24 protein-coding genes and 1 pseudogene are annotated in these 20458 nt (G+C 71.2%); 14 read left to right on the top strand and 11 right to left on the bottom strand.

Annotated features, from left to right (window positions below; genetic code table 11):
- Nucleotides 1–4: 4 nt before the first annotated feature.
- Together ACZ7OO_RS20865 and ACZ7OO_RS20870 are read right to left on the bottom strand one after the other, a co-directional pair.
- Complete coding sequence (locus ACZ7OO_RS20865) at nucleotides 5–259, bottom strand: MoaD/ThiS family protein (RefSeq protein WP_471506376.1); 255 nt, start codon at nucleotides 257–259, stop codon at nucleotides 5–7.
- A gap of 76 nt (nucleotides 260–335) precedes the next feature.
- On the bottom strand, nucleotides 336–1172 hold the full coding sequence (locus ACZ7OO_RS20870) for an alpha/beta hydrolase (protein ID WP_471506378.1): 837 nt from the start codon (nucleotides 1170–1172) through the stop codon (nucleotides 336–338).
- Nucleotides 1173–1351: 179 nt separating this feature from the next.
- Here ACZ7OO_RS20870 and ACZ7OO_RS20875 point away from each other — a divergent pair, with 179 nt between their 5' ends.
- The 6 genes from ACZ7OO_RS20875 to ACZ7OO_RS20900 all read left to right on the top strand — a co-directional run bounded on the left by ACZ7OO_RS20875 (nucleotide 1352) and on the right by ACZ7OO_RS20900 (nucleotide 7297).
- Nucleotides 1352–2140, top strand: a complete 789-nt coding sequence (locus ACZ7OO_RS20875) for a response regulator transcription factor (RefSeq protein WP_471506380.1) — start codon at nucleotides 1352–1354, stop codon at nucleotides 2138–2140.
- 107 nt (nucleotides 2141–2247) lie between these two features.
- A complete protein-coding gene (locus tag ACZ7OO_RS20880) occupies nucleotides 2248–3270 on the top strand; it encodes a LacI family DNA-binding transcriptional regulator (RefSeq protein ID WP_471506382.1) in 1023 nt (340 codons plus the stop codon).
- 271 nt (nucleotides 3271–3541) lie between these two features.
- Nucleotides 3542–4690, top strand: coding sequence for a S1C family serine protease (locus ACZ7OO_RS20885; RefSeq protein WP_471506384.1), 1149 nt, complete (start codon nucleotides 3542–3544; stop codon nucleotides 4688–4690).
- Between the two features lie 31 nt (nucleotides 4691–4721).
- A complete protein-coding gene (locus ACZ7OO_RS20890) occupies nucleotides 4722–4988 on the top strand; it encodes a hypothetical protein (protein ID WP_471506386.1) in 267 nt (88 codons plus the stop codon).
- Between the two features lie 117 nt (nucleotides 4989–5105).
- Nucleotides 5106–5840 carry a response regulator transcription factor gene (locus tag ACZ7OO_RS20895; RefSeq protein ID WP_471506388.1) on the top strand — a complete coding sequence of 245 codons (735 nt, stop codon included), beginning with the start codon at nucleotides 5106–5108 and terminating at the stop codon, nucleotides 5838–5840.
- Nucleotides 5837–7297: a HAMP domain-containing sensor histidine kinase gene (locus tag ACZ7OO_RS20900; protein WP_471506390.1), complete on the top strand. Its 1461-nt coding sequence runs from the start codon at nucleotides 5837–5839 to the stop codon at nucleotides 7295–7297. The genes ACZ7OO_RS20895 and ACZ7OO_RS20900 overlap by 4 nt, the downstream gene beginning before the upstream one ends.
- 20 nt (nucleotides 7298–7317) lie before the next feature.
- Here ACZ7OO_RS20900 and ACZ7OO_RS20905 read toward each other — a convergent pair whose 3' ends face one another.
- Nucleotides 7318–7545: a DUF397 domain-containing protein gene (locus ACZ7OO_RS20905; RefSeq protein ID WP_471506392.1), complete on the bottom strand. Its 228-nt coding sequence runs from the start codon at nucleotides 7543–7545 to the stop codon at nucleotides 7318–7320.
- Complete coding sequence (locus tag ACZ7OO_RS20910) at nucleotides 7542–8366, bottom strand: helix-turn-helix domain-containing protein (RefSeq protein WP_471506394.1); 825 nt, start codon at nucleotides 8364–8366, stop codon at nucleotides 7542–7544. The genes ACZ7OO_RS20905 and ACZ7OO_RS20910 overlap by 4 nt, the downstream gene beginning before the upstream one ends.
- A gap of 183 nt (nucleotides 8367–8549) precedes the next feature.
- Here ACZ7OO_RS20910 and ACZ7OO_RS20915 point away from each other — a divergent pair, with 183 nt between their 5' ends.
- From ACZ7OO_RS20915 to ACZ7OO_RS20925, 3 genes and pseudogenes are all read left to right on the top strand, one after another.
- Nucleotides 8550–8867 carry a hypothetical protein gene (locus ACZ7OO_RS20915; RefSeq protein ID WP_471506396.1) on the top strand — a complete coding sequence of 106 codons (318 nt, stop codon included), beginning with the start codon at nucleotides 8550–8552 and terminating at the stop codon, nucleotides 8865–8867.
- Complete coding sequence (locus tag ACZ7OO_RS20920) at nucleotides 8864–9172, top strand: hypothetical protein (protein ID WP_471506398.1); 309 nt, start codon at nucleotides 8864–8866, stop codon at nucleotides 9170–9172. The genes ACZ7OO_RS20915 and ACZ7OO_RS20920 overlap by 4 nt, the downstream gene beginning before the upstream one ends.
- 160 nt (nucleotides 9173–9332) lie before the next feature.
- Nucleotides 9333–9419 (top strand): annotated as a pseudogene (locus ACZ7OO_RS20925) (winged helix-turn-helix domain-containing protein); the annotation flags it as partial.
- 3 nt (nucleotides 9420–9422) lie between these two features.
- Here ACZ7OO_RS20925 and ACZ7OO_RS20930 read toward each other — a convergent pair.
- Nucleotides 9423–11210: an ABC transporter ATP-binding protein gene (locus ACZ7OO_RS20930; RefSeq protein ID WP_471506400.1), complete on the bottom strand. Its 1788-nt coding sequence runs from the start codon at nucleotides 11208–11210 to the stop codon at nucleotides 9423–9425.
- 475 nt (nucleotides 11211–11685) lie between these two features.
- Nucleotides 11686–11847, bottom strand: coding sequence for a hypothetical protein (locus tag ACZ7OO_RS20935; RefSeq protein ID WP_471506402.1), 162 nt, complete (start codon nucleotides 11845–11847; stop codon nucleotides 11686–11688).
- Nucleotides 11848–12058: 211 nt separating this feature from the next.
- On the opposite strand from ACZ7OO_RS20935, the gene mshD reads away from it, so the two are divergent.
- Complete coding sequence (gene mshD, locus ACZ7OO_RS20940) at nucleotides 12059–12988, top strand: mycothiol synthase (protein WP_471506404.1); 930 nt, start codon at nucleotides 12059–12061, stop codon at nucleotides 12986–12988.
- 30 nt (nucleotides 12989–13018) lie between these two features.
- On the opposite strand, the gene ACZ7OO_RS20945 is transcribed toward mshD, so the two are convergent.
- Genes ACZ7OO_RS20945 through ACZ7OO_RS20965 form a run of 5 tightly spaced genes read right to left on the bottom strand, consistent with a single transcriptional unit; the run spans nucleotide 13019 to nucleotide 17069 of the window.
- Nucleotides 13019–13237, bottom strand: coding sequence for a hypothetical protein (locus ACZ7OO_RS20945; protein ID WP_471506406.1), 219 nt, complete (start codon nucleotides 13235–13237; stop codon nucleotides 13019–13021).
- Nucleotides 13238–13286: 49 nt separating this feature from the next.
- Entirely contained in the window at nucleotides 13287–14840 is a 1554-nt protein-coding gene (locus tag ACZ7OO_RS20950; RefSeq protein WP_471506408.1) for an ABC transporter permease, read from the bottom strand.
- Nucleotides 14837–15700, bottom strand: a complete 864-nt coding sequence (locus ACZ7OO_RS20955) for an ABC transporter ATP-binding protein (protein WP_471506410.1) — start codon at nucleotides 15698–15700, stop codon at nucleotides 14837–14839. Before ACZ7OO_RS20955 ends, ACZ7OO_RS20950 begins: the two co-directional genes overlap by 4 nt.
- A gap of 20 nt (nucleotides 15701–15720) precedes the next feature.
- Nucleotides 15721–16530 (bottom strand): zf-HC2 domain-containing protein, encoded by an 810-nt coding sequence (locus ACZ7OO_RS20960; RefSeq protein WP_471506412.1) that lies wholly within the window; start codon nucleotides 16528–16530, stop codon nucleotides 15721–15723.
- Complete coding sequence (locus ACZ7OO_RS20965) at nucleotides 16527–17069, bottom strand: RNA polymerase sigma factor (RefSeq protein ID WP_471506414.1); 543 nt, start codon at nucleotides 17067–17069, stop codon at nucleotides 16527–16529. Before ACZ7OO_RS20965 ends, ACZ7OO_RS20960 begins: the two co-directional genes overlap by 4 nt.
- Before the next feature lie 133 nt (nucleotides 17070–17202).
- Here ACZ7OO_RS20965 and ACZ7OO_RS20970 point away from each other — a divergent pair, with 133 nt between their 5' ends.
- Genes ACZ7OO_RS20970 through ACZ7OO_RS20985 form a run of 4 tightly spaced genes read left to right on the top strand, consistent with a single transcriptional unit; the run spans nucleotide 17203 to nucleotide 20160 of the window.
- On the top strand, nucleotides 17203–17610 hold the full coding sequence (locus tag ACZ7OO_RS20970) for a GntR family transcriptional regulator (RefSeq protein WP_352223774.1): 408 nt from the start codon (nucleotides 17203–17205) through the stop codon (nucleotides 17608–17610).
- A complete protein-coding gene (locus ACZ7OO_RS20975) occupies nucleotides 17607–18485 on the top strand; it encodes an ABC transporter ATP-binding protein (protein WP_471506416.1) in 879 nt (292 codons plus the stop codon). Before ACZ7OO_RS20970 ends, ACZ7OO_RS20975 begins: the two co-directional genes overlap by 4 nt.
- A complete protein-coding gene (locus tag ACZ7OO_RS20980) occupies nucleotides 18482–19390 on the top strand; it encodes an ABC transporter permease (protein ID WP_471506418.1) in 909 nt (302 codons plus the stop codon). Before ACZ7OO_RS20975 ends, ACZ7OO_RS20980 begins: the two co-directional genes overlap by 4 nt.
- A complete protein-coding gene (locus ACZ7OO_RS20985) occupies nucleotides 19387–20160 on the top strand; it encodes a hypothetical protein (RefSeq protein WP_471506420.1) in 774 nt (257 codons plus the stop codon). The genes ACZ7OO_RS20980 and ACZ7OO_RS20985 overlap by 4 nt, the downstream gene beginning before the upstream one ends.
- The last annotated feature ends 298 nt before the right edge of the window (nucleotides 20161–20458 follow it).

The raw sequence follows: 20458 nt of genomic DNA on the forward strand, positions 1-20458 counted from the left end.
TCGCTCACCCTCCTGCGAACGGCGGGAGCACCTCGACCGTGCCGCCCTCGGCCAGCCGTACCGTCTCATGCTCGCGCGTCCCCACGGGGTCACCGTCGATGAGGAAGGAGCATCGCCGCAGGACGCGCGCGAGTTCCCCGGGGTGTCGCATGCGTGCCGCGTCCAGCGCCTCGGCGAGGGTGTCCGCGTCGTACGGCTCCTCGGCGATCCCGGCCGCGGCCTTCGCGGCGGCCCAGTAGCGCACCGTGACCTTGGGCATCAGGTTCCTCAAGAGACTCAGTAAGAAAGAACAATCGGTCGGCTGGGTAACTGTGTGGCTGTTGTACAGGCTCAGGCTAGCCCGCCCGGGAGGCCGCCCAGTCGCCGATCCTGGCCAGCAGCCGGTCGTCCGCCGCGTGTTCGGCGTGGCCCATGCCGGGCTCCAGCCAGACCTCGGCGGCGTCACCGGCGGCGGCCGCCAGCATCCGGGGGTGGTCGACCGGGAAGTAGCCGTCGCTGTCGCCGTGCACGATCAGCAGCGGAGTGGGGGCGATCTTCGGCACCGCCTCCACCGGGGACAGCGGCACCGGGTCCCAGTCGCGGTGGTGGATTCGGGTGCGGAAGCCGTAGCGGCCGACCAGACGCCCCTCGGGTCTGGTGACCAGCCAGTGGACCCGGCGCATGGGTGCGGTGCCCCGGTAGTACCAGCGGGCGGGGGACGACACGGAGACCACCGCGTCCACCCCGGCGTTCAGCGCCGCGTGCCGCAGCACCACCGAGCCGCCCATCGAGAAGCCGACGGTCACCACGCGGGAGTGCCCGAGGTGGCGCGCCCAGCGCACCGCCGCCACCAGGTCGAGGACCTCGCGGTCGCCGACGGTGGTGCGGCCGCCGGAGCGGCCGTGGCCCCGGAAGGAGAAGCTGACCACCGGCGCGTAACGCCGCAGGGCGGTCACCACCCGTCGTACGTGTGGCCGGTCCACGTCGCCCGTGAAACCGTGGGCCATGACGAACACCAGATCACGGGAGGGTGGACGGGAGCCGTCGTATACAACGGAGGCGGGATCGTATACGGAATCGATGGAAACCCCGTCGTCCGTGCGCAGAAACGTCCGCATAGAGGCGTTTCTGGTCGTCTCATATGTCGGACGAACGGCGGAACGTGCCACATGACCTGCCGGACCGATGCTCATGTGGGCTATTCTGCTGGGCAGAGGACTCGGGCAGCGCCGCCACCGGGTCCTTTTGTGCTTTCGGAAGCGTTGTATACGAAGCGGGAAACTCCAAGTGACCGCGGGTGTATGGAGCATCGGGAGCGCAGCGCAGTGTCATTGCACACAGTCCTCGCAGGGACCGAGGAGGAACCAGACGTATGAGTTCTCTGCTGCTCCTGACCAACGCCCTCCAGCCGTCGACGGAGGTGCTGCCGGCCCTCGGCCTGCTCCTGCACAACGTGCGGGTCGCCCCGGCCGAAGGCCCCGCCCTCGTCGACACCCCGGGTGCCGACATCATCCTGATCGACGGCCGCCGCGACCTCCCGCAGGTCCGCAGCCTCTGCCAGCTGCTGCGGTCGACCGGCCCCGGCTGCCCGCTGATCCTGGTCGTCACCGAGGGCGGGCTCGCCGCCGTCACCGCCGACTGGGGCATCGACGACGTACTCCTCGACACCGCCGGCCCGGCGGAGGTCGAGGCACGGCTGCGGCTCGCCATGGGCCGCCAGCAGATCGTCAACGACGACTCCCCCATGGAGATCCGCAACGGCGACCTCTCTGTCGACGAGGCGACGTACAGCGCGAAACTCAAGGGACGGGTCCTCGACCTCACCTTCAAGGAGTTCGAGCTCCTCAAGTACCTGGCCCAGCACCCCGGCCGGGTGTTCACTCGTGCACAGCTGCTCCAGGAGGTCTGGGGGTACGACTACTTCGGCGGCACCCGGACCGTCGACGTACACGTACGGCGGCTGCGCGCCAAGCTCGGCGTGGAACACGAGTCCTTGATCGGGACCGTCCGGAACGTCGGTTATCGATTCGTTACCCCTGAGAAGGGCGAGCGGGGCGAGCGGGTCAGCGACGAGGCCAGGGCGCGTGCGGAGGGTCCAAAGCCGGAGGATGCGGACGCTTCGGCGGCCCTGGACGCGGTCGAGGTACCGACGGAGGCGTAGTGGTGGTCCGGGCGCGGCATGACCGTCGCCCGGACAGGGCATTGCTTACGCAAGCGAAGCTTCGAAACGCCCTGCCCAGAGCGGGTCCATCCGCGTAGACTCCGCGCGTGGCCAAGGTGACTCGGGATGATGTGGCGCGGCTGGCGGGAACTTCGACCGCCGTGGTCAGTTATGTCATCAACAACGGACCCCGGCCGGTCGCACCGGCCACGCGCGAGCGTGTCCTCGCCGCGATCAAGGAACTGGGGTACCGGCCCGACCGGGTCGCCCAGGCGATGGCATCCCGGCGCACGGACCTCGTAGGCCTGATCATCCCGGACGCCCGTCAGCCCTTCTTCGGCGAGATGGCGCACGCGGTGGAACAGGCCGCGTCCGAGCGCGGAAAGATGGTGCTGGTCGGCAACACCGACTACGTCGGCGAGCGCGAGGTCCACTACCTGCGCGCGTTCCTGGGGATGCGGGTCTCGGGCCTCATCCTCGTCTCGCACGCGCTGAACGACCTGGCCGCCGCCGAGATCGACGCCTGGGACGCCCGGGTGGTGCTGCTGCACGAGCGGCCGGAGGCGATCGACGACGTGGCGGTGGTGACGGACGACCTGGGCGGCGCCCAGCTCGCCGTCCGGCACCTGCTGGAGCACGGCTACGAGTACGTGGCCTGTATGGGCGGTACGGCGGACACCCCGGCCGTCGGCGACCCGGTCTCCGACCACGTCGAGGGCTGGAAGCGGGCCATGGAGGAGGCGGGCCTGACCACGGAGGGCCGGTTGTTCGAGGCGCCGTACAACCGGTACGACGCGTACCGGGTGGCCCTGGAGGTGCTGGCCGGCCCCGACCGGCCGCCGGCGTTCTTCTGCTCCACCGACGACCAGGCGATCGGCCTGCTGCGGGCGGCCCGCGAGCTGCGCATCGACGTGCCGGGGGAGCTGGCGGTGGCCGGCTTCGACGACATCAAGGAAGCGGCACTGGCGGACCCGCCGCTGACAACGATCGCATCGGACCGGCCGGCGATGGCGCGAGCGGCGGTGGACCTGGTGCTGGACGACGGGCTGCGGGTGGCGGGGTCGCGGCGGGAGCGGTTGAAGACGTTTCCCTCGCGGTTGGTGGTCCGGGGCTCCTGCGGGTGCGGGTAGCTCTGCGAGCGCGGGTGCGGGCTGCGCCCCTGAAAGGGCGCTCGCCGTGGCGCCCTGCTTCTAGGGGCGCGGGGAACTGCGCGACCAGCCCCCAGCGGCCCGCAGCCGCACCCACAGGCCCCACAGGCCCCACAGGAAACCCTTCATGAACGGTTTCTGAGAACCCCGCTCAGCCTGCGAGAAGGTTCCTTATATCGGGCAAACACGCTTCTCGCGGCGTTCTCAGCGGGCCCTCAGGAAGCTCTCATGGTCACGGGACAAGCTACTTGTCATGACCGAGAGCCTCCGCCGCAGCGGCGAGTACGAGAACCCCCAGGGTCCCCAGGGTGACGCCTACCAGGGCGCGTACCCCCAGCAGCAGCACGCCTCCGCCCCCGTGAACCCGGAGTGGCCGCCCCCGCCGGCCCACCAGCCGACGCGGCAGGCCGCTCAGCCGGTCACCGTGGAGCCGCAGACCGCGCTGCTCCCGGAGTACGCGGCGGCGCCGCCGCAGCACACGGCGGAGCACCCGGAGCACTCGGCCCACGCGAAGCAGAAGCGCACCCGGGGCCCGATAGCCCTCCTCGCCGCGGTCGCGATCGTGGCGGCGGCCGTCGGCGGCGGCACCGCGTACGCCTTCCAGGAGCTGACCAGCAAGTACGACGTCGTCTCCAGCAGCACCACCACCAACGTGGTGCCCTCCAGCAAGAAGGGCAACGTCGCCGCGATCGCCGCCGCCGTCAGCCCGAGCGTCGTAGAGGTCAACGCGACCCTCAGCAGCGGCACCTCCACCGGCTCCGGTGTGGTCATCACCAGCGACGGCGAGATCGTCACCAACAACCACGTGATCTCCGGCGCCCAGTCGATCAAGGTCACGACCAGCAACGGCAAGTCGTACACCGCGAAGGTCGTCGGCACCGACAGCTCCAAGGACCTCGCCCTTCTCAAACTTCAGAACGCCTCCGGCCTCAAGCCCGCGACCCTCGGCAACTCCGACGGCGTCCAGGTCGGTGACTCGGTCGTGGCGATCGGCTCCCCCGAGGGCCTGACCGGCACCGTCACCAGCGGCATCGTCTCCGCGCTCAACCGGGACGTCACCGTCTCCACCGACGAGGGCCAGCAGCAGCAACAGCAGGGCGGCGGCGGCAACGGCCGGTGGCCGTTCTCCTTCGGCGGTCAGCAGTTCAACGGCGACACGGGCTCGTCGACCACGACCTACAAGGCGATCCAGACCGACGCCTCGCTGAACCCCGGCAACTCCGGCGGCGCGCTGATCGACGCCGGCGGCAACATCGTCGGTATCAACTCGGCGATGTACTCGGCCAGTTCGGCCTCCTCGTCGTCCTCCTCGGACGCGGGCAGCGTCGGCCTCGGCTTCGCCATCCCGATCAACACCGTCAAGTCCGACCTGGCCAAGCTGCGGGCGGGCTCCACCAGCTGAACCACCGGTACCAAGAGCAAGGGAGTACGTCATGAACAAGGTCATGAACAAGGTCATGAAGCAGGTCCCGCAGGTCTCGAAGGTCTCGCACGCGACGGCCGCCGACGGTCCGGCCGGCCTCACCCTGGCCCTTGCCGTGGCGTACGAGCTCCACGCGCCGACCGAGGCGGCGGTGGCCCCGGCCGTGCGCGCCCCGGAGATCGTGCCGGCCCCGGAGCTGATGGGACTGCGCATGTCCGCGGCCCGCCCGCACCAGCGCAAGGTGCCCCTGAGCCGGATGACCCTGGTGCGCGGCTAGGGGCTTACCACCCCACCGGCGTGCATACCCGACAGCCCGGAAACATGCGAGGCTGAGAGGCGTCCTATCCACGAACCACCGCACCCCGATCCATCACACCCCGAGGAACCGCGAGCGATGAGCCCCGCCGAAGGCGACCGTGACCCCCAGCGCATTCTGATCGTCGACGACGAGCCGGCCGTACGCGAAGCCCTCCAGCGCAGCCTGGCCTTCGACGGGTACGAGACCGAGGTCGCCGTCGACGGGGCGGACGCGCTGGAGAAGGCCACGGCCTACAAGCCGGACCTGATCGTCCTCGACATCCAGATGCCGCGGATGGACGGCATGACCGCCGCCCGCCGGATCCGCGGGGCGGGCGACACGACCCCGATCCTGATGCTGACGGCCCGCGACACGGTCGGCGACCGCGTCACCGGCCTCGACGCCGGGGCGGACGACTACCTGGTCAAGCCCTTCGAACTCGACGAACTCTTCGCCCGCATCCGTGCCCTGCTGCGCCGCAGCTCCTACACGGGCACGGTGGGCGACGGGGGCCAGGACGACGAGGCACTCACCTTCGCCGACCTGCGCATGGACCTGGCGACCCGCGAGGTCACCCGGGCCGGCCGGCAGGTGGAGCTGACCCGCACGGAGTTCACGCTCCTGGAGATGTTCCTGGCCCACCCGCGCCAGGTCCTCACCCGCGAGCAGATCCTCAAGGCGGTCTGGGGCTTCGACTTCGAGCCCTCCTCGAACTCCCTCGACGTCTACGTCATGTACCTCCGCCGCAAGACCGAGGCCGGCGGCGAGCCCCGCCTCGTCCACACCGTGCGCGGCGTCGGGTACGTCCTGCGCCAGGGCGGCGCGGAGTGAACAGGCTCGCCCGCCGCTTCCGCAACCTCCCGATCCGCGCCCGCCTGTCGATGCTGGTCGCGGCGGCGGTGGCGTTCGCGGTGGCGGCGGTGTCGGTGACGTGCTGGTTCATCGTGCAGGGGAAGCTGTACGACGAGATCAACGCCGACCTGAAGTCGAGCATCCCCCGGGCGATGCCGGCCGCGCAGGTCCAGACTGCGCTGACGAGTTGCTCCCAGACTCCGACCGGAGGCCTCGGCTTCGGCGGGCGTTTCAAGGGTTACACCCAGCTGGTCAAGTCCGACGGCAGTGCCTGTCTGCTGGATGGTTCTACGACCCTGGTGAAGGTCAGCGGAAGCGACAAGTCGTTCGCGGCGAATCCGGATCCCAACAAGGCGATTCTGCGCAACGGCACCGACAAAGACGGCAACTCCGTACGCATCCTCACGACTGCCGTCATCATCAACACCGGTGACTTCGACTCCAAGGGAATGGTCCAGGACACCGCCCTGATGATCGCCATACCTCTCAAAGGCACCGAGTCGACCCTCAACGAACTGGCCCTGCTCCTCCTCCTCGTGTCCGGCGTCGGAGTCCTCGGCGCCGGAGTCGCGGGCCTCGCGGTCGCCCGGGCCGGCCTGCGCCCCGTCGACGAACTGACCGAGGCCGTCGAACATGTCGCCCGCACCGAGGACCTGAGCATCCGCATCCCGGTGGAGGAGGAGGCCGACGACGAGATCGCCCGCCTGTCCCGCTCCTTCAACAGCATGACCACGTCCCTGGCCAACTCCCGGGAGCTCCAACAGCAGCTCATCGCCGACGCCGGTCACGAACTCCGCACTCCGCTCACCTCCCTCCGCACGAACGTCGAACTCCTCACCCGGAGTGAAGAGACGGGCCGACCGATCCCCCCGGCGGACCGCAAGGCGCTGCTCGACTCGGTGAAGGCGCAGATGACGGAGCTGGCGGCGCTGATCGGTGACCTCCAGGAGCTGTCCCGCTCGGAGGGCCAGCGCGGTGAACGCGTACAGGTGGTGGCCCTTCAGGACACGGTCGAGGCGGCCCTGCGCCGCGCCCGCCTGCGCGGCCCGGAGCTGACGATCACGGCGGACGTCCAGCCGTGGTTCGTCCGGGCGGAGCCCTCCGCCCTGGAGCGGGCGATCGTCAACATCCTCGACAACGCGGTGAAGTTCAGCCCGGAGAGCGGCACGATCGACGTCGCCCTGGACCGCGGCGTCCTGACGGTCCGCGACCACGGACCCGGCATCGCCGAGCACGAACTCCCGCACGTCTTCGACCGCTTCTGGCGCTCCCCGAGCGCGCGGGCCCTGCCGGGCTCGGGGCTGGGCCTGTCCATCGTGGCCCGCACGGTCCAGCAGGCGGGCGGCGAGGTCACTCTGGCCCGCGCGAACGGCGGCGGGACCGTGGCGACGGTACGACTGCCGGGGGCGCCGACGGCTCCTCCCGAGGCGGTGTAGGAAGTTCGGGAGGTTCGGTTTCAGGCCTCACGCGAGGGCGTGAGGCCCGCCTCCCCTTTGACCTGCTCCACGAACACCGACCAGGACGCGGCCGAGATGAGCAACGGGCGGCCCGCCGGGCTCTTGCTGTCCCGGACGGGGACTATGCCGGGGTGGCCGTCGGCGACCTCGACGCAGTCGTTGGCTCCCCCTTCGCTGTAGCTCGACTTGCGCCAGACTGCGGTGCGGAGGTCGGGGGTTCGTGTCATGATCTCTGCTCCTCCAGTACGTCCCTGGTGAACGTGAGCGAGTCCGACGGGGACAGCGCCAGGTCGCGGAGCCGATCGTAGGACAGTCGTTGCCGCAGGACCTCGTCCGGATCTTCGATCAGACGGCTGCAACCATTGCCCTCCTTGTAGGCAACGGCGCTTCCGTCCCGCTGCCAGAGCAGCGTCAGCGACCCGGTCATATGGTGGTGCGCTCCCGCCGAGAACGGCAGCACCTGGAGCGTCACGTTGGGCCACTGCGCGGCGGTCTGTAGATGCAGCAACTGGTCCTGCCATGCCTTGCCCCTGGCGGCGGGCCGCCGGAGTGCGAACTCGTCCATGATGATCCGGACTTCGGGCTCGGGCTTCTGCTTCAGGAGGTACTGCCGCCCGAGACGAGCCGCCACCTGCTCCTCGACCGCCTCGTCGCCGTCAGCCGTTGTCTGCGCCCCAGACAACACCCCTCGGGCGAAGTCCTCGGTCTGCAGAAGCCCTGGAATCCCCGGCGAGAACAGCCACATGATCCGCGCCGTCGCCTCCAGCGCCATGAACTCCTTGTACTGGTCCTTGAACGCATCCAGCCGCGCCGCCTTCCAGTGACTCAACAGCAGGTCACCGGTGCCGTAATACCCGTCCAGGTCCTCCATGACCGTCACCTTGGACAGCCGCTCCCCGGACTCCAACCGGCTCAGATAGCTCTTCTCGTACCCGGTGTCCTCGGCCAACTGCCCCAGTGACTTCCCGGCCTTCTCCCGCAGAACCCTCAGCGTCTGCCCCAGCATCGCCCGCCCGGAAACCGGCTCCGCGTCAACCCGTTCGCCCACGTCACCCCTCCCCGTTGTCTGGCACCCCAGACAACACCGAACCTCTTCCGCAGCGTACGCCGAGCCTGTGACGATCGAGGCACGAACGGTAATCACCGCTCGTCAGACCCCTGCCCCGATAGACCCCCGCGACCGATGCTGCTCGGTCGGGGGGCGTGGCCGACGCTGCGAAGGAGCGCCGACGTGCGCGAACGTATCGCCAGATTCTGCGAGTTGCTACTGCTGGCAGTCTCGCGGGCGTTGTCGCCCTCACGGGGCCGCGGCGGCACCGCCCCCTCCCAACTCCACTCCTCCGCCAGCTCGTCGGCCGTATCCCCTGGCCGCCCCGTCGACGTATGGCCCTTCGAACCCCGCACCCACCTCGTGCGTCCGTACCTCCTCACCCCGGAAGAACTCCGCGAGCGGAGGCTGCAACACCAGCAGCGACGGGACCCGCGGCTCGCTGTGTACGGCATCGATGCCGACCTGCGCCGGCTCCACGGAGTGGAGGTCTCAGCGTGACCGCGACCGAGCCGCCGACGACCGGCAACCTCCGTCTGTTGCCCTGGACCACGCCTGAAGGCAAACCCTGCTACCTGAGCACCGACAGCGACCACAGCATGCTCGCCCGACTCGCCGACGACGTCGAGGCGGCCCAGCTCTCCTCCGGGGAGCAGGTCCTGGTGGGAGCGAGGGCCGTGCTGGCCGACCCCAAGGCGGGTGAGGTGGCCGTGCGCTTCGCGCTCACCCGGGCGACGGAATCCCTGGGAGACGCGATCCGTGTCGCCGTCAGCCGTGGCGAGCGCATCCCGGGGAGCGAACTGTGACCATCGGCGTCACCCCGCGACCGGCCCCGTCCTCCGGAAATCGACGCAATCGACGCCCAAAGCGCTCTGCGGTGGATCGCTGGAGGAGCTCGAAAGACGACTCGGCCTTGCCCCGTTCGGGCCGCGCACCACCAGCAGCCGGGACAACAGTCGGGCAGTCATCATGTACCTGCGGCGGAAACTGGAGAGCCGCGGCGAACCGCGGCTCATCCACACCGTGCGCGGGACGGGGTACACGCTCATAGCGCCCCTACCACCTGAGGATCATCGTCTCGTCCGGAACCGGCGCCGGTTCCGCCGCGATCGCCTCCGGGAGGGGGTGGGCGAGGCCGGCGTACGCGCCGTTGCGGGCGAGCAGTTCCGCGTGCGTGCCGGACTCGACCAGGCGGCCGCGGTCGACGACCAGGATGCGGTCGGCGTCGGGGGCGAGGGTGAGGTCGTGCGTGATCATGATGGTCGTACGGCCCGCCATCAGCCTGCGCAGCGGGGCCACCACCTGGCGGGCGGCGATCGCGTCGAGGCCCGCCGTCGGCTCGTCGAGGACGAGGACCGGGGCGGCACGCAGCATCGCGCGGGCGATGGCGATCCGCTGGAGCTGACCGCCGGAGAGGGCTGCCGTGCCGGGGGCGATGTGGGTGTCGTAGCCCTCGGGGAGGGCGGCGATGAAGTCGTGGGCGGCGGCGTCCCGGGCCGCCTGCTCGATCTCGGTGTCCGTCGCGCCCGGCCGTCCGCACCCGATGTTCTCGCGGACCGTGCCGTTGAGGATCAGCGTCTGCTGTGGGAGCAGGGCCACGTTCTCCCGGAGGAACTCAAGGGGTACGTCCGTGAGCGGGACGCCGTCCAGGCAGATCACGCCGGCCGAGGGGTCGTAGAAGCGGGTGAGGAGCTTGGAGAGGGTGGACTTGCCGGCGCCGCTCCTGCCCGTGACCAGGACCAGTTCGCCGGGGCCGGCCGCGAAGTCGACGTCTCTCAGGGAGGCCCGGCGGGACTCGGGGTAGCGGAAGGAGACGTTGTGGAAGCTGACCCAGCCGCGCACCGGCCAGGGGCCGACCGGCCGGTCGGGGTCGGTGACGGCGGGCTCGGCGTCCAGGATCTCGCCGATGCGCTCCGCGCCCGCGGTGGCCGCGGTGAGGGTGAGGCCGAGCTGGCCGAGGTTGCGGATCGGCGGGTAGAGGTAGCCGAGGAAGGCGGCGAAGGCGAGCAGCTGGCCGAGGGTCATCCGGCCGGCGGAGATCTCCCAGACGCCCAGGCCGATCACGGACAGCACACAGAGGGTTTCGACGACCTCGACGAACTGCGCGTACATCTCGCTGAGCCGTGCCCCGCGCACGCTCGCCCGCATCCAGGCGCGGGCCTCGACGTCGAGGCGCTTCTCCTCGTCCCGGCGGCGGTTGTACGCCTGGGTGAGGACGACGTTGCCGAGGGACTCCTCGACCACGGAGGTGATCGCGCCGTCGGCGACCCGTTCGTCCTGGGAGGCCGTCTTGATCCGGCCGGAGAAGCGGCGGGCGGCGAGCAGGAACAGGGGCGCGAGGACGAAGGTGGCCAGCGCCAGGTCCCAGCGCAGCCAGAAGGCGGCGGCCGCGTAGAAGACGGCGGAGAACGCGGCGGCGACGGTGCCGACGACACCCGAGACGACCATCTGCTCGATGGCCTCGACGTCACCGGTGAGGCGCTCCACCAGGTCGCCCTGGCGGTGCCGCTGGAAGAAGTGCGGGGGCAGGTCCTGGACGTGCCGGAAGACCTTGGCGCGCAGCCGCAGCACGAATCGCTCGGCGGTCCAGGTGGCCAGTGAGTTGCCGCAGTAGCCGACGAACGCGCCGAGTGCGGCCACGCCCAGCCAGGCGGCGGCCGGGCCCCAGAAGGCGGAGAGCGAACCGGCCGCCAGGGCGTTGTCGGTGAGGTTGGCGAAGAGCAGGATCGCGGCGGTCTCGGCGAGCGCGGACACCACCACGCAGGCGATGATCGCGCCGAGCCACCTGCGGTCGCCGCGGGTCAGCGGCCAGAAGCGGCGGAAGGCCACCCGGGCTTCTCTCATGGTCGACAACTCCCTTCTTTCATCTGTCTGGACATGCCGAGGCGGGGCCACCGGTGCGACCACGCTCAACCGGTGACCCCGCCTCGCCACGTGGCTCAGCCCTTGTCGATGGGGCGGCGCTTCGGGGCCGGCTTCTTCGGCGCGGGCTTCTTCGGGGCCGGAGCGGGCTTGTGGTTCTTCCTGACCGGGGCGATCTTGTGGAAGCTCATGGTGCTGTACCTCTCTGTCGGGGCCTCTGTCGTGGCCTCTGTCGTGGTTCTGCAACAGTTCCTCTACCGCTCTGCTGCAACGACCTGTGAATTGATTTGAATTACTTCTGTGAATTCTTTGTCAGTGCTGGTCGCCGACCGGGCGGCGCTTCGGCGCCGGCTTCTTCGGCGCGGGCTTCTTCGGGGCCGGAGCGGGCTTGTGGTTCTTCCTGACCGGGGCGATCTTGTGGAAGCTCATGGTTATTCCTCTCCTTGACGCTGACGGTTTACCGGTGGCCCACGGGGCGCTTGGGCTGGGGCTTCTTCGGCGTCTTCTTCTTCGGCGCCGGCTTCGGGGCGGGCTTCTCCGCCTTCTTCACCGGAACGATCTTGTGGAAGCTCATCTTCTTCTCCTTCGTTCTGTCGTCCGCGCCGTTCGCTTTCGACATGGAAAACATTACGTGATCCGCGAGCCGAAGAAAGCCATTTTCACTTAGACCTCGATGAATTGCGGCTGAGAGTAATTCTCAGGAGCAACGGGGAACCAAACGGCACCTCACACAGGTTTTATAAAAGGTCCGGACTCCGCTCGCATGGAACCCCGACGGGCCTGTCGAGAAGTCGCCCACTTTGTCCGCCCGGCCCCGTACCCTCGTACGCATGACCAGCGACGACACCGCACGGCCACCCATGTACTCCCGCTCCATCGACACCTACTTCGCGCTCACCCCGGACCAGGCCGAGGCCGTGCTGGGGCTGCTGGCGGAGGCGGCCCGGGCCGACGGCCAGCAACCGGTGTCAGAGCAAGGCCGTATCCAGATCCGCGGCGGCGCCCGCGAGGGCGTCTCCCATCTGCTGCTCAGCGTCGGCGCCGAACTCGTCGGCTACGCCCAGCTGGAGGACACCGACCCGGTGGAGGCGCCGGCCGCCGAACTCGTCGTCCACCCCGCCCACCGGGGCCACGGCCACGGCCGCGCCCTCGGCTCCGCCCTCCTCGCGGCCTCCGGCAAGCGGCTGCGCGTCTGGGCCCACGGCGGCCACCCGGCGGCCCGTCATCTCGCCCAGGTCCTCGGCCTCACCCTGTTCCGCGAACTCAGGCAGATGCGCCGCCCGTTGACGGACCTGGACCTGCCCGACCCGAAACTCCCCGAGGGGGTGACGGTCCGCACCTTCGTCCCCGGCCAGGACGACACGGCCTGGCTCGCCGTGAACGCGGCCGCCTTCGCCCACCACCCCGAACAGGGCTCCCTCACCCAGCGCGACCTGGACGACCGCAAGTCCCAGCCCTGGTTCGACCCGGCCGGCTTCTTCCTGGCGGAGCGAGCCGGTGACCTGCTCGGCTTCCACTGGACGAAGGTCCACGACCAGGAACGCCTCGGCGAGGTCTACGTCCTCGGCGTCTCCCCCGCCGCCCAGGGCGGCGGCCTCGGCAAGTCCCTCACCACCATCGGCCTGCGCCACCTGTCCGACCGGGGCCTGCCGACGGCGATGCTCTACGTCGACGCCGACAACACGGCGGCGGTGGCGGTGTACGAGCGGCTGGGCTTCGTGACCCACGAGACGGACCTGATGTACCGGACGGAGACGTGAGCGAGCGGCGGAACGCGTCCCGCCGTCCCGTCAGCGCCCGAGGCGGTCCCGGCGTCTGACGCGCTGTCTGCGGATGACGGCGTAGGAGATCCTGCCGACGAGGATGGCGCCGAGCACGAGGTAGGGCACCCCGAGGACGGACGGGGCATCGCGGACCAGCGCGGCGACGAGGACCAGGACGACGAAGGCCGCCGAGAGCCAGGGCGTCGCCCGGTCGGCCGGCCCTCCGTCGCGGAAGGGGTTGTCCATGTCCGGCTCCTCGTTCGCCTCGGCACGTGTCGCCTCCGTCCTGCCCGCGTCAGCCCTCCCCGCAGTCGTCCGCCCCCTTCGGAACCGTCACCCCCAGCAGCCGCGCCGCCTCCCCGGTCGTCGTCCGCGCCGATGTCAGTTCCGCCCAGTGGGACTTCACCCGGGCCGCGACCGTGTCGTGCGGTGCGCGGAGCAGTTCTCGTACGACCTCCGTCTGCTGGGCCGTGACCCCGAGGCTGCCGCCGTCCGGGGTGAGGACTGCGGCCGGACCTGTGAGGCTGTCGTCGATGCGGAGGTGACGGAAGGTGGCCTCCGGGGTGGGGTCGGTGGCCAGGGCCAGCCACATCGTCGTCACCACCCGGGCGTCGCACATCTCCACCGAGGCCTGCTCGTTGCCCGCCACCAGGACCCTGGCGACCCCGACCGCGAACTCGGGGACCCGGTTGCCACCCCACTGGGTGCCGACCGTGACCGTGCCCCGGGTGCGGCTGTCGGGGAGGGTGGCGTCCGTGGTCAGGTCGGAGATCTCCTCGATGCGCTGGCGGATGGTGAGACGGGTTGTCGCCGCCTCGCCGCCCGCCTCGGACCGCACCCGGTGGACCACTCCCGCCCAGTCGACCGTCCAGCCCTGCCAGTCGGGGTACGCGCAGTACCGGGAGCCGTCGCGCTCGACGCACACCTGGAACCTCTGCGGGCTGTCCGCCTCCGCCTTGCGCGCGGCCCGCAACGCGGCGGACCCGCCCGGCGTCTGCCCGGCCGCGCCTGCCACCGTCGCCGCCAGGGCCAGGGCGGTCACCGCCTTCAGCGCGCGCGTCCGGCCGCCCGCCACCAGCACCGCGGCGCCCGCCACCAGCGCCGTCAGACCGGTCAGGTACAGCGCGTGCCAGCCCGCCGGGCGGCCCAGCAACTCGCCCGGGACCGGGGTGCCGCCGTTCTCCGGCACCGTCGGCCAGAGCCACTGGACGCCGTGCGCGCCGCTGGTGATGCCGCCGAGGAGGCTGAAGACGACCGCCAGGGCGATCACGAACAGCAGCGGGGTCGCCGGGTACGGCAGGACGCGGGCCAGCAGGACGCCGACCGCCCCGGAAAGCAGCACCGTCAGCGGGGCGACGGCCAGTTCGGCGAGCGAGCCGTGGCCTACCGCGCCGGGCCGCAGCGCCGCCCAGGTGAACTGGGCGCCCACCACCAGAGCCACGCCGGCGGCGAACGGCACCACCGACAGGGCGTGCGCCAGCGTGCGGCGCGGCGGCGACATGACCAGCACCGAGAACTGCTCCTCAAGACCGCGCCGCCGGTTAAGCAGGGTGGCCCGGTTCACGCACACCAGCAGGGCGATGCAGAGCGGCACCGGGGCGCCCTGGGTGGCCCGGTCGACGTCGTGGAGGACGGGATACGCGTCCATGCCCTCGTCCCGGCCGAACAACTCGTACCCGGTGTAGGCGAGATAGAGGAGAAAGAACAACAGCACGGGTATCTGCAGCGCCAGTTGGCGGGTCTCGAAGGCCGCGAGGGCCAGGACGGACGCGGTACGGCGGTCGCGACCACGCCCTACCGGCGTCTCCGGCACCTCCGGCACCTCCGGCTTCACCAGTGTCGTCGTCATGCGGCCGGCACCTCCGTGTGGTCGTCGTCGAGGACCAGCAAGTAGCCATCCTCCAGGGTCGGTTCGAGCAGGTCGGCCCCGGTCGGCGGGTCGCCCACGTTGCGGTAGGTGCCCGTGCCGGTGCGCCAGCCCGCCCGGGCGGCCGGGGCGCGTTCCGTACTGCTCCACACCCGGCCCTGCGCCCGCGCCGTCAGCTCGGCGGGCGTGCCGTCGAAGCGGACCCGGCCGCCCGCCAGGACGATCACGTGATGGCAGAGCATCGCCACGTCCTCGGTCTGGTGGGTGGAGAGCAGCACCGTGCGGCCCTCCCCCGCCTCCGCGATCAACTCCCGGAACCGCATGCGCTGTTCGGGGTCCAGGTGGACGGTCGGCTCGTCCAGGACCAGGAAGCCGGGGTCCCCGACGAGGGCCGCGGCCAGGGCGACCCGCTGGCGCATGCCGCCGGACAGCCGCTTGATGCGCTTGCCGCGTACGTCCGCGAGCCCGACCCGGTCCAGGACGCGCCGCACCTCCCGGTGGCGTTCGGCCCGGCCGGTCAGCTCCTTGAGCACGGCCACATAGTCGACGTACTCGAAGACCGTGAAGTCCGGGTGGAATGCGGGGGTCTGCGGGAGGTAGCCGAGCGTGCGGCGGACGGCGAGGCGGCCCGCCGGGGTCGACGGGTCCTCGCCGCGGACCGTGAAGCCGCCGCTGTCGGGCGGTACGGCCGTGGCCAGGACCTTCAGCAGGGTCGTCTTTCCGGCGCCGTTCGGGCCCAGCAGGCCCGTCACGCCGTCCGTCAGACGCAGCAGGACGCCGTCCAGGGCCCGGGTGCCGCCGCAGCGCACGGTGAGGCCTGCGGCGGAGACAGTGGTGGTCAACTCGATCTCCAGAGAAGGGTTCAGTAGGGCTTGGCGTCGAAGCGGTCCCGCGCCCGGTGCAGCAGGAAGGTCGCCAGCGCGGCCAGCGCCGCCGCCACCGACTGGCCCAGCACCGTGAACGCGACCGGTCTGTCCGCGGGGTGCCGCACCGCCACCACCATCAGCAGCGTCCAGGCGCCGCCGACCAGGCCGGGGCCGAGCAGCGGGCCCAGCCGGGCGGAGAGCGCCAGTCCGGCCGCGGTGAGCGCGAGGGCGGGCAGCAGCCAGCCGAAGGCGAGCAGGCCGTACGCCGGAAGGGCCAGCACGGCAAGGCAGTTGAGCCCGAGCGAGGCGGTCAGCGCGGCCACCGTACGGATCATCAGCAGCCGGAAGCCGTGCGTCGGAGCGACCGCGGCGATCTCGTACGTGGGGTCGAGGACCGGTCCGTACGACAGTGCCACCGCGGCGAGCGGGAGGAGCGGGGCCAGGGCCAGGAACAGGGCCGGGGTGTCCACCGCGCGCACCACGACCACCGTCGCCGCCAGCACGAACGCCACCGACGCCAGCCAGGAGCGGCGCAGCACCGGGGTCGCGGTGAGCAGGCGTGCGGTGTGCTCGCCGACGCCCACCCTCATCAGAAGCCGTTCGCCCCGTCCCGGCCGGGGCGCGTACAGTTCGGCGTCCAGGCGGTCCCAGCCGGCGTCCAGCGCGACCGGGTCACAGACCGCGGCGAGCACCGAACGGCACTCCGCGCAGGAGCCGACGTGGGTGTCGGCCGACCACAGCAGCGGCGCCGCCAACTCGCCGCGCACGTAGGCCCGTAGATCCTCCTCGGCAACATGCCAGGTCATGCCAACTCCTCCCGCAACTGCTTGCGCGCCCGCATCGCCCGTGTCTTGACCGTCCCCGGCGGGATGCCGAGCAGGACCGCCGCCTCCCGGGTGGTCAGCCCGTCGATCACCGTCGCCTGGAGCACCGCCCGCAGCTCCGGCGAGAGCCGGACCAGGGCCCCGGCGAGGTCCCCGTGCTCCACCCCCGCGAGCACGCGTTCCTCCGCCGAGGCCTCGTCCCGGTGCCGCAGCCGCGCCAGCGCCTGCCGCAGCCGGCCCCGGGCCCCGTCGCCGCGCAGCGCGTCGACCAGCCGCCGCGAACCGATCCGCCAGAGCCACCCGGCCGCGTCACCCTCCTCGTGGTAGCGGGCGCTGCCCCGCCACACCGCGAGGAACGTCTCCTGTACGACGTCGTCGACGATCGCCGGATCGGCGCACCGGCCGCGCAGCCGCGCGGTCAGCCACGGCGCGTATCGCCGGTACAGCTCCTCGAAGGCGCGCCGGTCCGAGTCCGCCGCGATCGCCCGCAGCAGCTCCCCGTCGCTTCTCGTTCCGCTCACGTCTCCTCATCGCACGAGCCCGGCCGAGCGGTTCACGGGTTCCGGGGCGGGTCCGGAATTCTTCGGCCTTGACTTTCCGAACCATCTTGCACCACCCTTTCACTACTCAATTAGTGAAAGGGTGGTTGTACGAGTGGTCGAGTACCGCATCGACCGGCGCTCCGGCGTCGCCACCTACGTCCAGATCGTCCAGCAGACCAAGCAGGCGCTCCGGCTCGGTCACATACAGCCGGGAGACAAGCTGCCCACCGCACGTGAGGTGGTCGAGGCCACCGCGATCAACCCCAACACCGTGCTCAAGGCCTACCGGGAGCTGGAGCGGGAGGGTCTGGTCGAGGCCCGGCGCGGCCTCGGCACGTTCGTGAAACGCGCCCTGAGCACCGCCCCGGCCGAGTCCCCCCTGCACGGGGAGCTGGACGACTGGGCCGTCCGGGCCCGTGAGTCCGGCCTGGACCGGGACGACGTGGCCGCACTGTTCACCGCCGTACTCGAAGAGCACTTCGCCGTGCAGGAGAAGCACTTCCAAGGAGAGACTTCATGACCGACACCGCGATAGCGGCCTCGGAGCTCGGCAAGCGGTTCGGCCGGCGTGGGGGCTGGGCCCTGCGCGACTGCGCCTTCCGGCTCCCCGCCGGGCGGGTGTGTGCCGTCGTGGGCCCCAACGGGGCGGGCAAGTCCACGCTTCTCGCCCTCGCCGCCGGTCTGCTGGGCCCGACCGAGGGCGAGCTGACCGTCCTCGGCGCCACTCCGGCCGAGGCGCGCGGCCGGGTCGGTTACGTCGCCCAGGACAAGCCGCTGTATCCGCAGCTCACGGTCGCCGAGACGCTCCGGATGGGCGCCGACCTCAACCCGGAGCGCTGGGACGCGGCCGCCGCCGAGCACGTCGTGGCCGGCGGCGACCTGGACCCGAAGACCCGTGTCCGCGCTCTTTCCGGCGGCCAGCGCACCCGCGTCGCGCTCGCCCTCGCGCTCGGCAAGCGGCCTGAACTGCTGCTTCTGGACGAGCCCATGGCCGACCTCGACCCGCTGGCCCGGCACGAGCTGATGGGCCTGCTGATGGTGCAGGCCGCCCAGCACGGCACCACCATCGCGATGTCCTCGCACGTGGTCGCCGAACTGGAGGACTCCTGCGACCATCTGCTGCTGATCGGCGGCGGACGGGTCCGGCTGGCCGGCGAGATCGACGACCTGCTGGCCGCCCACACCCGGGTCGACGCCACCGCCGACGCCGACCTCGGCCCGCACACCGTCGTGGAGTCCCGGACCACCGGCCGCCGGCTCAGCGCCCTGGTCCGCCCGGCGGGCCCGCTGCCCGCAGACTGGCGCACCGGCGCCCCCTCCCTGGAGGAACTGGTGCTCGCCCATCTCCGCAACCCCGAGGCCCCGGCCCTGACGGCAGTGGAGGCCGCCGTATGACCACCATGGCCATCACCGCGGGAAGCCCGCGTCTGACCCGCTGGCTGCTGCGGCTGCACCGCCCCGCGCTGTACGTCTGGACGGGCCTGGTCCTCGCCGGCGCCATCCTGCTCCTCCTCCTGCACGGCCCGCTGGCCGACGCGGCGGCCGACGGCTGGCGCCAGTACAACGCCTGCACGGACTGGCAGAAGTGTTCGTACGACCAGAGCGCGATCCTGCGCTACAAGGACTGGTACGACTACGCCACCCTGACCGTGGCCGCGGTCCCCTTCCTGGCGGCCGCGTGGGCGGGCGGCGCGTTCGGCAAGGAGCTGGAGTCCGGCACCGCCAAGCTGGCCTGGACCCAGTCCAGCACCCCCGTGCGCTGGCTGGCCGTCCGGCTCGCGGCACCGGCCGCCGCCGTCGCCGCCGGGACCGCGCTGCTGGTCTGGCTGCACCACTTGGCCTGGGCCGCGGGCATCGGTCGTATCCACAGCGCCAAGCAGTGGTATGACATCTGGACCTTCCACACCAACGGCCCCACCCTCGTCGCCCTGGCCCTGTGCGGGCTGGCGGCGGGCGCGCTGGCCGGCCTGCTGTCCCGCCGCACCCTGCCCGCCCTGGGCCTCGGTCTGCTGGTCACCGGCGCCATCTGGACCGCCGCCCAGCTGCTCATGCCCCACCTGTGGCCGACGAGGACCAGCACCGGAAAGGCCTACTTCGCCCTTCCCAACAGCTCCTGGACGGTGCGGTCGGGCAGGAATGTCGGCGGCTCCTACGACGCCTACGGCGACTACCACCCCGCCTCGCACTACTGGCCCCTCCAGCTGACCACCTCGGCCCTGCTCCTCGCCGTGGCGGCCCTGCTGACCGTGGGCTGCTTCCTGGCCCTGCGCCACCTGACCGGAAAGACGACCGCCCGATGACCGCCCTGTCCGCCGCCCCAGGGTCCGCCCACCGCTCCCTGCTCCGGCTGCACCGCCCCGCGCTGCTCGTCTGGACCGCGTTCGTGCCGGCGGCGCTGGGCGGGCTGCTCTGGCTGCACCTTTCCAGGGTGCCCACCGAGCGTTCCTGCCTCGGCTTCCACTTCTCCACCCAGGGCGACCTCCCTGTCTGCGACTACTCCGCGTTCACGGACGCCAACAACGTCTTCAACTTCCTCGGCGAGGCCCTCAGCTACTCCGGTGTCGCCGTCGCCGCCTGGGCGGGCGCCGCGCTGATCGGCCGCGAGCTGGAGTCCGGCACCGCCAAGCTGGCCTGGACGCAGTCGGTCTCCCCGGCCCGCTGGCTGGCCGGCAAGCTGATCACGGCCGCCGTACCGCTGCTCGCCGGGGGCGGGCTGCTGGCGCTGGCCTTCGGCTGGGTGTGGGCCGCGGACAAGGACGCCCTGGTCACCAACTGGACCTGGGACCGCGTGTTCATCCCGGGCGGCCCGGTGCTGCCCGCCCTGCTGCTGCTCGGTCTCGCCGTCGGCGCGCTCGCCGGGATCGCCCTGCGCAGCACCCTGCCGGCGCTGGCCGTGGCCGCCGCCGTGACCCTGGTGATCAGGCTGTATCTGCGCGTGGCGTGGAAACCTCTGCAGGGCCCCCTGCACGGCTTCTGGGCCGTCCACCTCTCGGCTACCGCCATGGTGCTCGCCCTTGCCGCGGCGGCCACCGCCGGCGCGTTCTCCCTCTTGCGCCACCGGACCCGCTGAGGGGCCGTCGGACCCGTGCGCCCCACGCAGCGGAAGGGCGCACGGGCTCCGTGGGAAGGACGTGCACGAACGTCGCTTTCGTGGTCCCGAAGGCCGCCACGGCTGATCTTCGACGTCCGCGAGCCTCCCGCAGCTATCCCATACGCCATGTCTTCGTAACCATTGGTTCAGACTGGCTTGCGACGCTCAGTCAATGAAGCCCGCCGTGCCAGAGCCTTCGCCGCCCCCGCAGGGGTTCGCGGGAAACGGGGTCGTTCAACTCCCTCCCGCCCGTTCCGACGCGCCTGTCACGCCCGGT

Source organism: Streptomyces sp. NPDC111744, from assembly GCF_055634995.1.

Bases quoted from the DNA above. Each gene is read 5' to 3' on its own strand.
- ACZ7OO_RS20980 (WP_471506418.1), top strand. From the start codon at position 18,482: ATGACCACCATGGCCATCACCGCGGGAAGCCCGCGTCTGACCCGCTGG.
- ACZ7OO_RS20975 (WP_471506416.1), top strand. From the start codon at position 17,607: ATGACCGACACCGCGATAGCGGCCTCGGAGCTCGGCAAGCGGTTCGGC.
- mshD (WP_471506404.1), top strand. From the start codon at position 12,059: ATGACCAGCGACGACACCGCACGGCCACCCATGTACTCCCGCTCCATC.
- ACZ7OO_RS20895 (WP_471506388.1), top strand. From the start codon at position 5,106: ATGAGCCCCGCCGAAGGCGACCGTGACCCCCAGCGCATTCTGATCGTC.
- ACZ7OO_RS20885 (WP_471506384.1), top strand. From the start codon at position 3,542: ATGACCGAGAGCCTCCGCCGCAGCGGCGAGTACGAGAACCCCCAGGGT.
- ACZ7OO_RS20870 (WP_471506378.1), bottom strand. From the start codon at position 1,172: ATGAGCATCGGTCCGGCAGGTCATGTGGCACGTTCCGCCGTTCGTCCG.
- ACZ7OO_RS20890 (WP_471506386.1), top strand. From the start codon at position 4,722: ATGAACAAGGTCATGAACAAGGTCATGAAGCAGGTCCCGCAGGTCTCG.
- ACZ7OO_RS20875 (WP_471506380.1), top strand. From the start codon at position 1,352: ATGAGTTCTCTGCTGCTCCTGACCAACGCCCTCCAGCCGTCGACGGAG.
- ACZ7OO_RS20905 (WP_471506392.1), bottom strand. From the start codon at position 7,545: ATGACACGAACCCCCGACCTCCGCACCGCAGTCTGGCGCAAGTCGAGC.
- ACZ7OO_RS20950 (WP_471506408.1), bottom strand. From the start codon at position 14,840: ATGACGACGACACTGGTGAAGCCGGAGGTGCCGGAGGTGCCGGAGACG.
- ACZ7OO_RS20865 (WP_471506376.1), bottom strand. From the start codon at position 259: ATGCCCAAGGTCACGGTGCGCTACTGGGCCGCCGCGAAGGCCGCGGCC.
- ACZ7OO_RS20985 (WP_471506420.1), top strand. From the start codon at position 19,387: ATGACCGCCCTGTCCGCCGCCCCAGGGTCCGCCCACCGCTCCCTGCTC.
- ACZ7OO_RS20945 (WP_471506406.1), bottom strand. From the start codon at position 13,237: ATGGACAACCCCTTCCGCGACGGAGGGCCGGCCGACCGGGCGACGCCC.
- ACZ7OO_RS20960 (WP_471506412.1), bottom strand. From the start codon at position 16,530: ATGACCTGGCATGTTGCCGAGGAGGATCTACGGGCCTACGTGCGCGGC.
- ACZ7OO_RS20935 (WP_471506402.1), bottom strand. From the start codon at position 11,847: ATGTCGAAAGCGAACGGCGCGGACGACAGAACGAAGGAGAAGAAGATG.
- ACZ7OO_RS20930 (WP_471506400.1), bottom strand. From the start codon at position 11,210: ATGAGAGAAGCCCGGGTGGCCTTCCGCCGCTTCTGGCCGCTGACCCGC.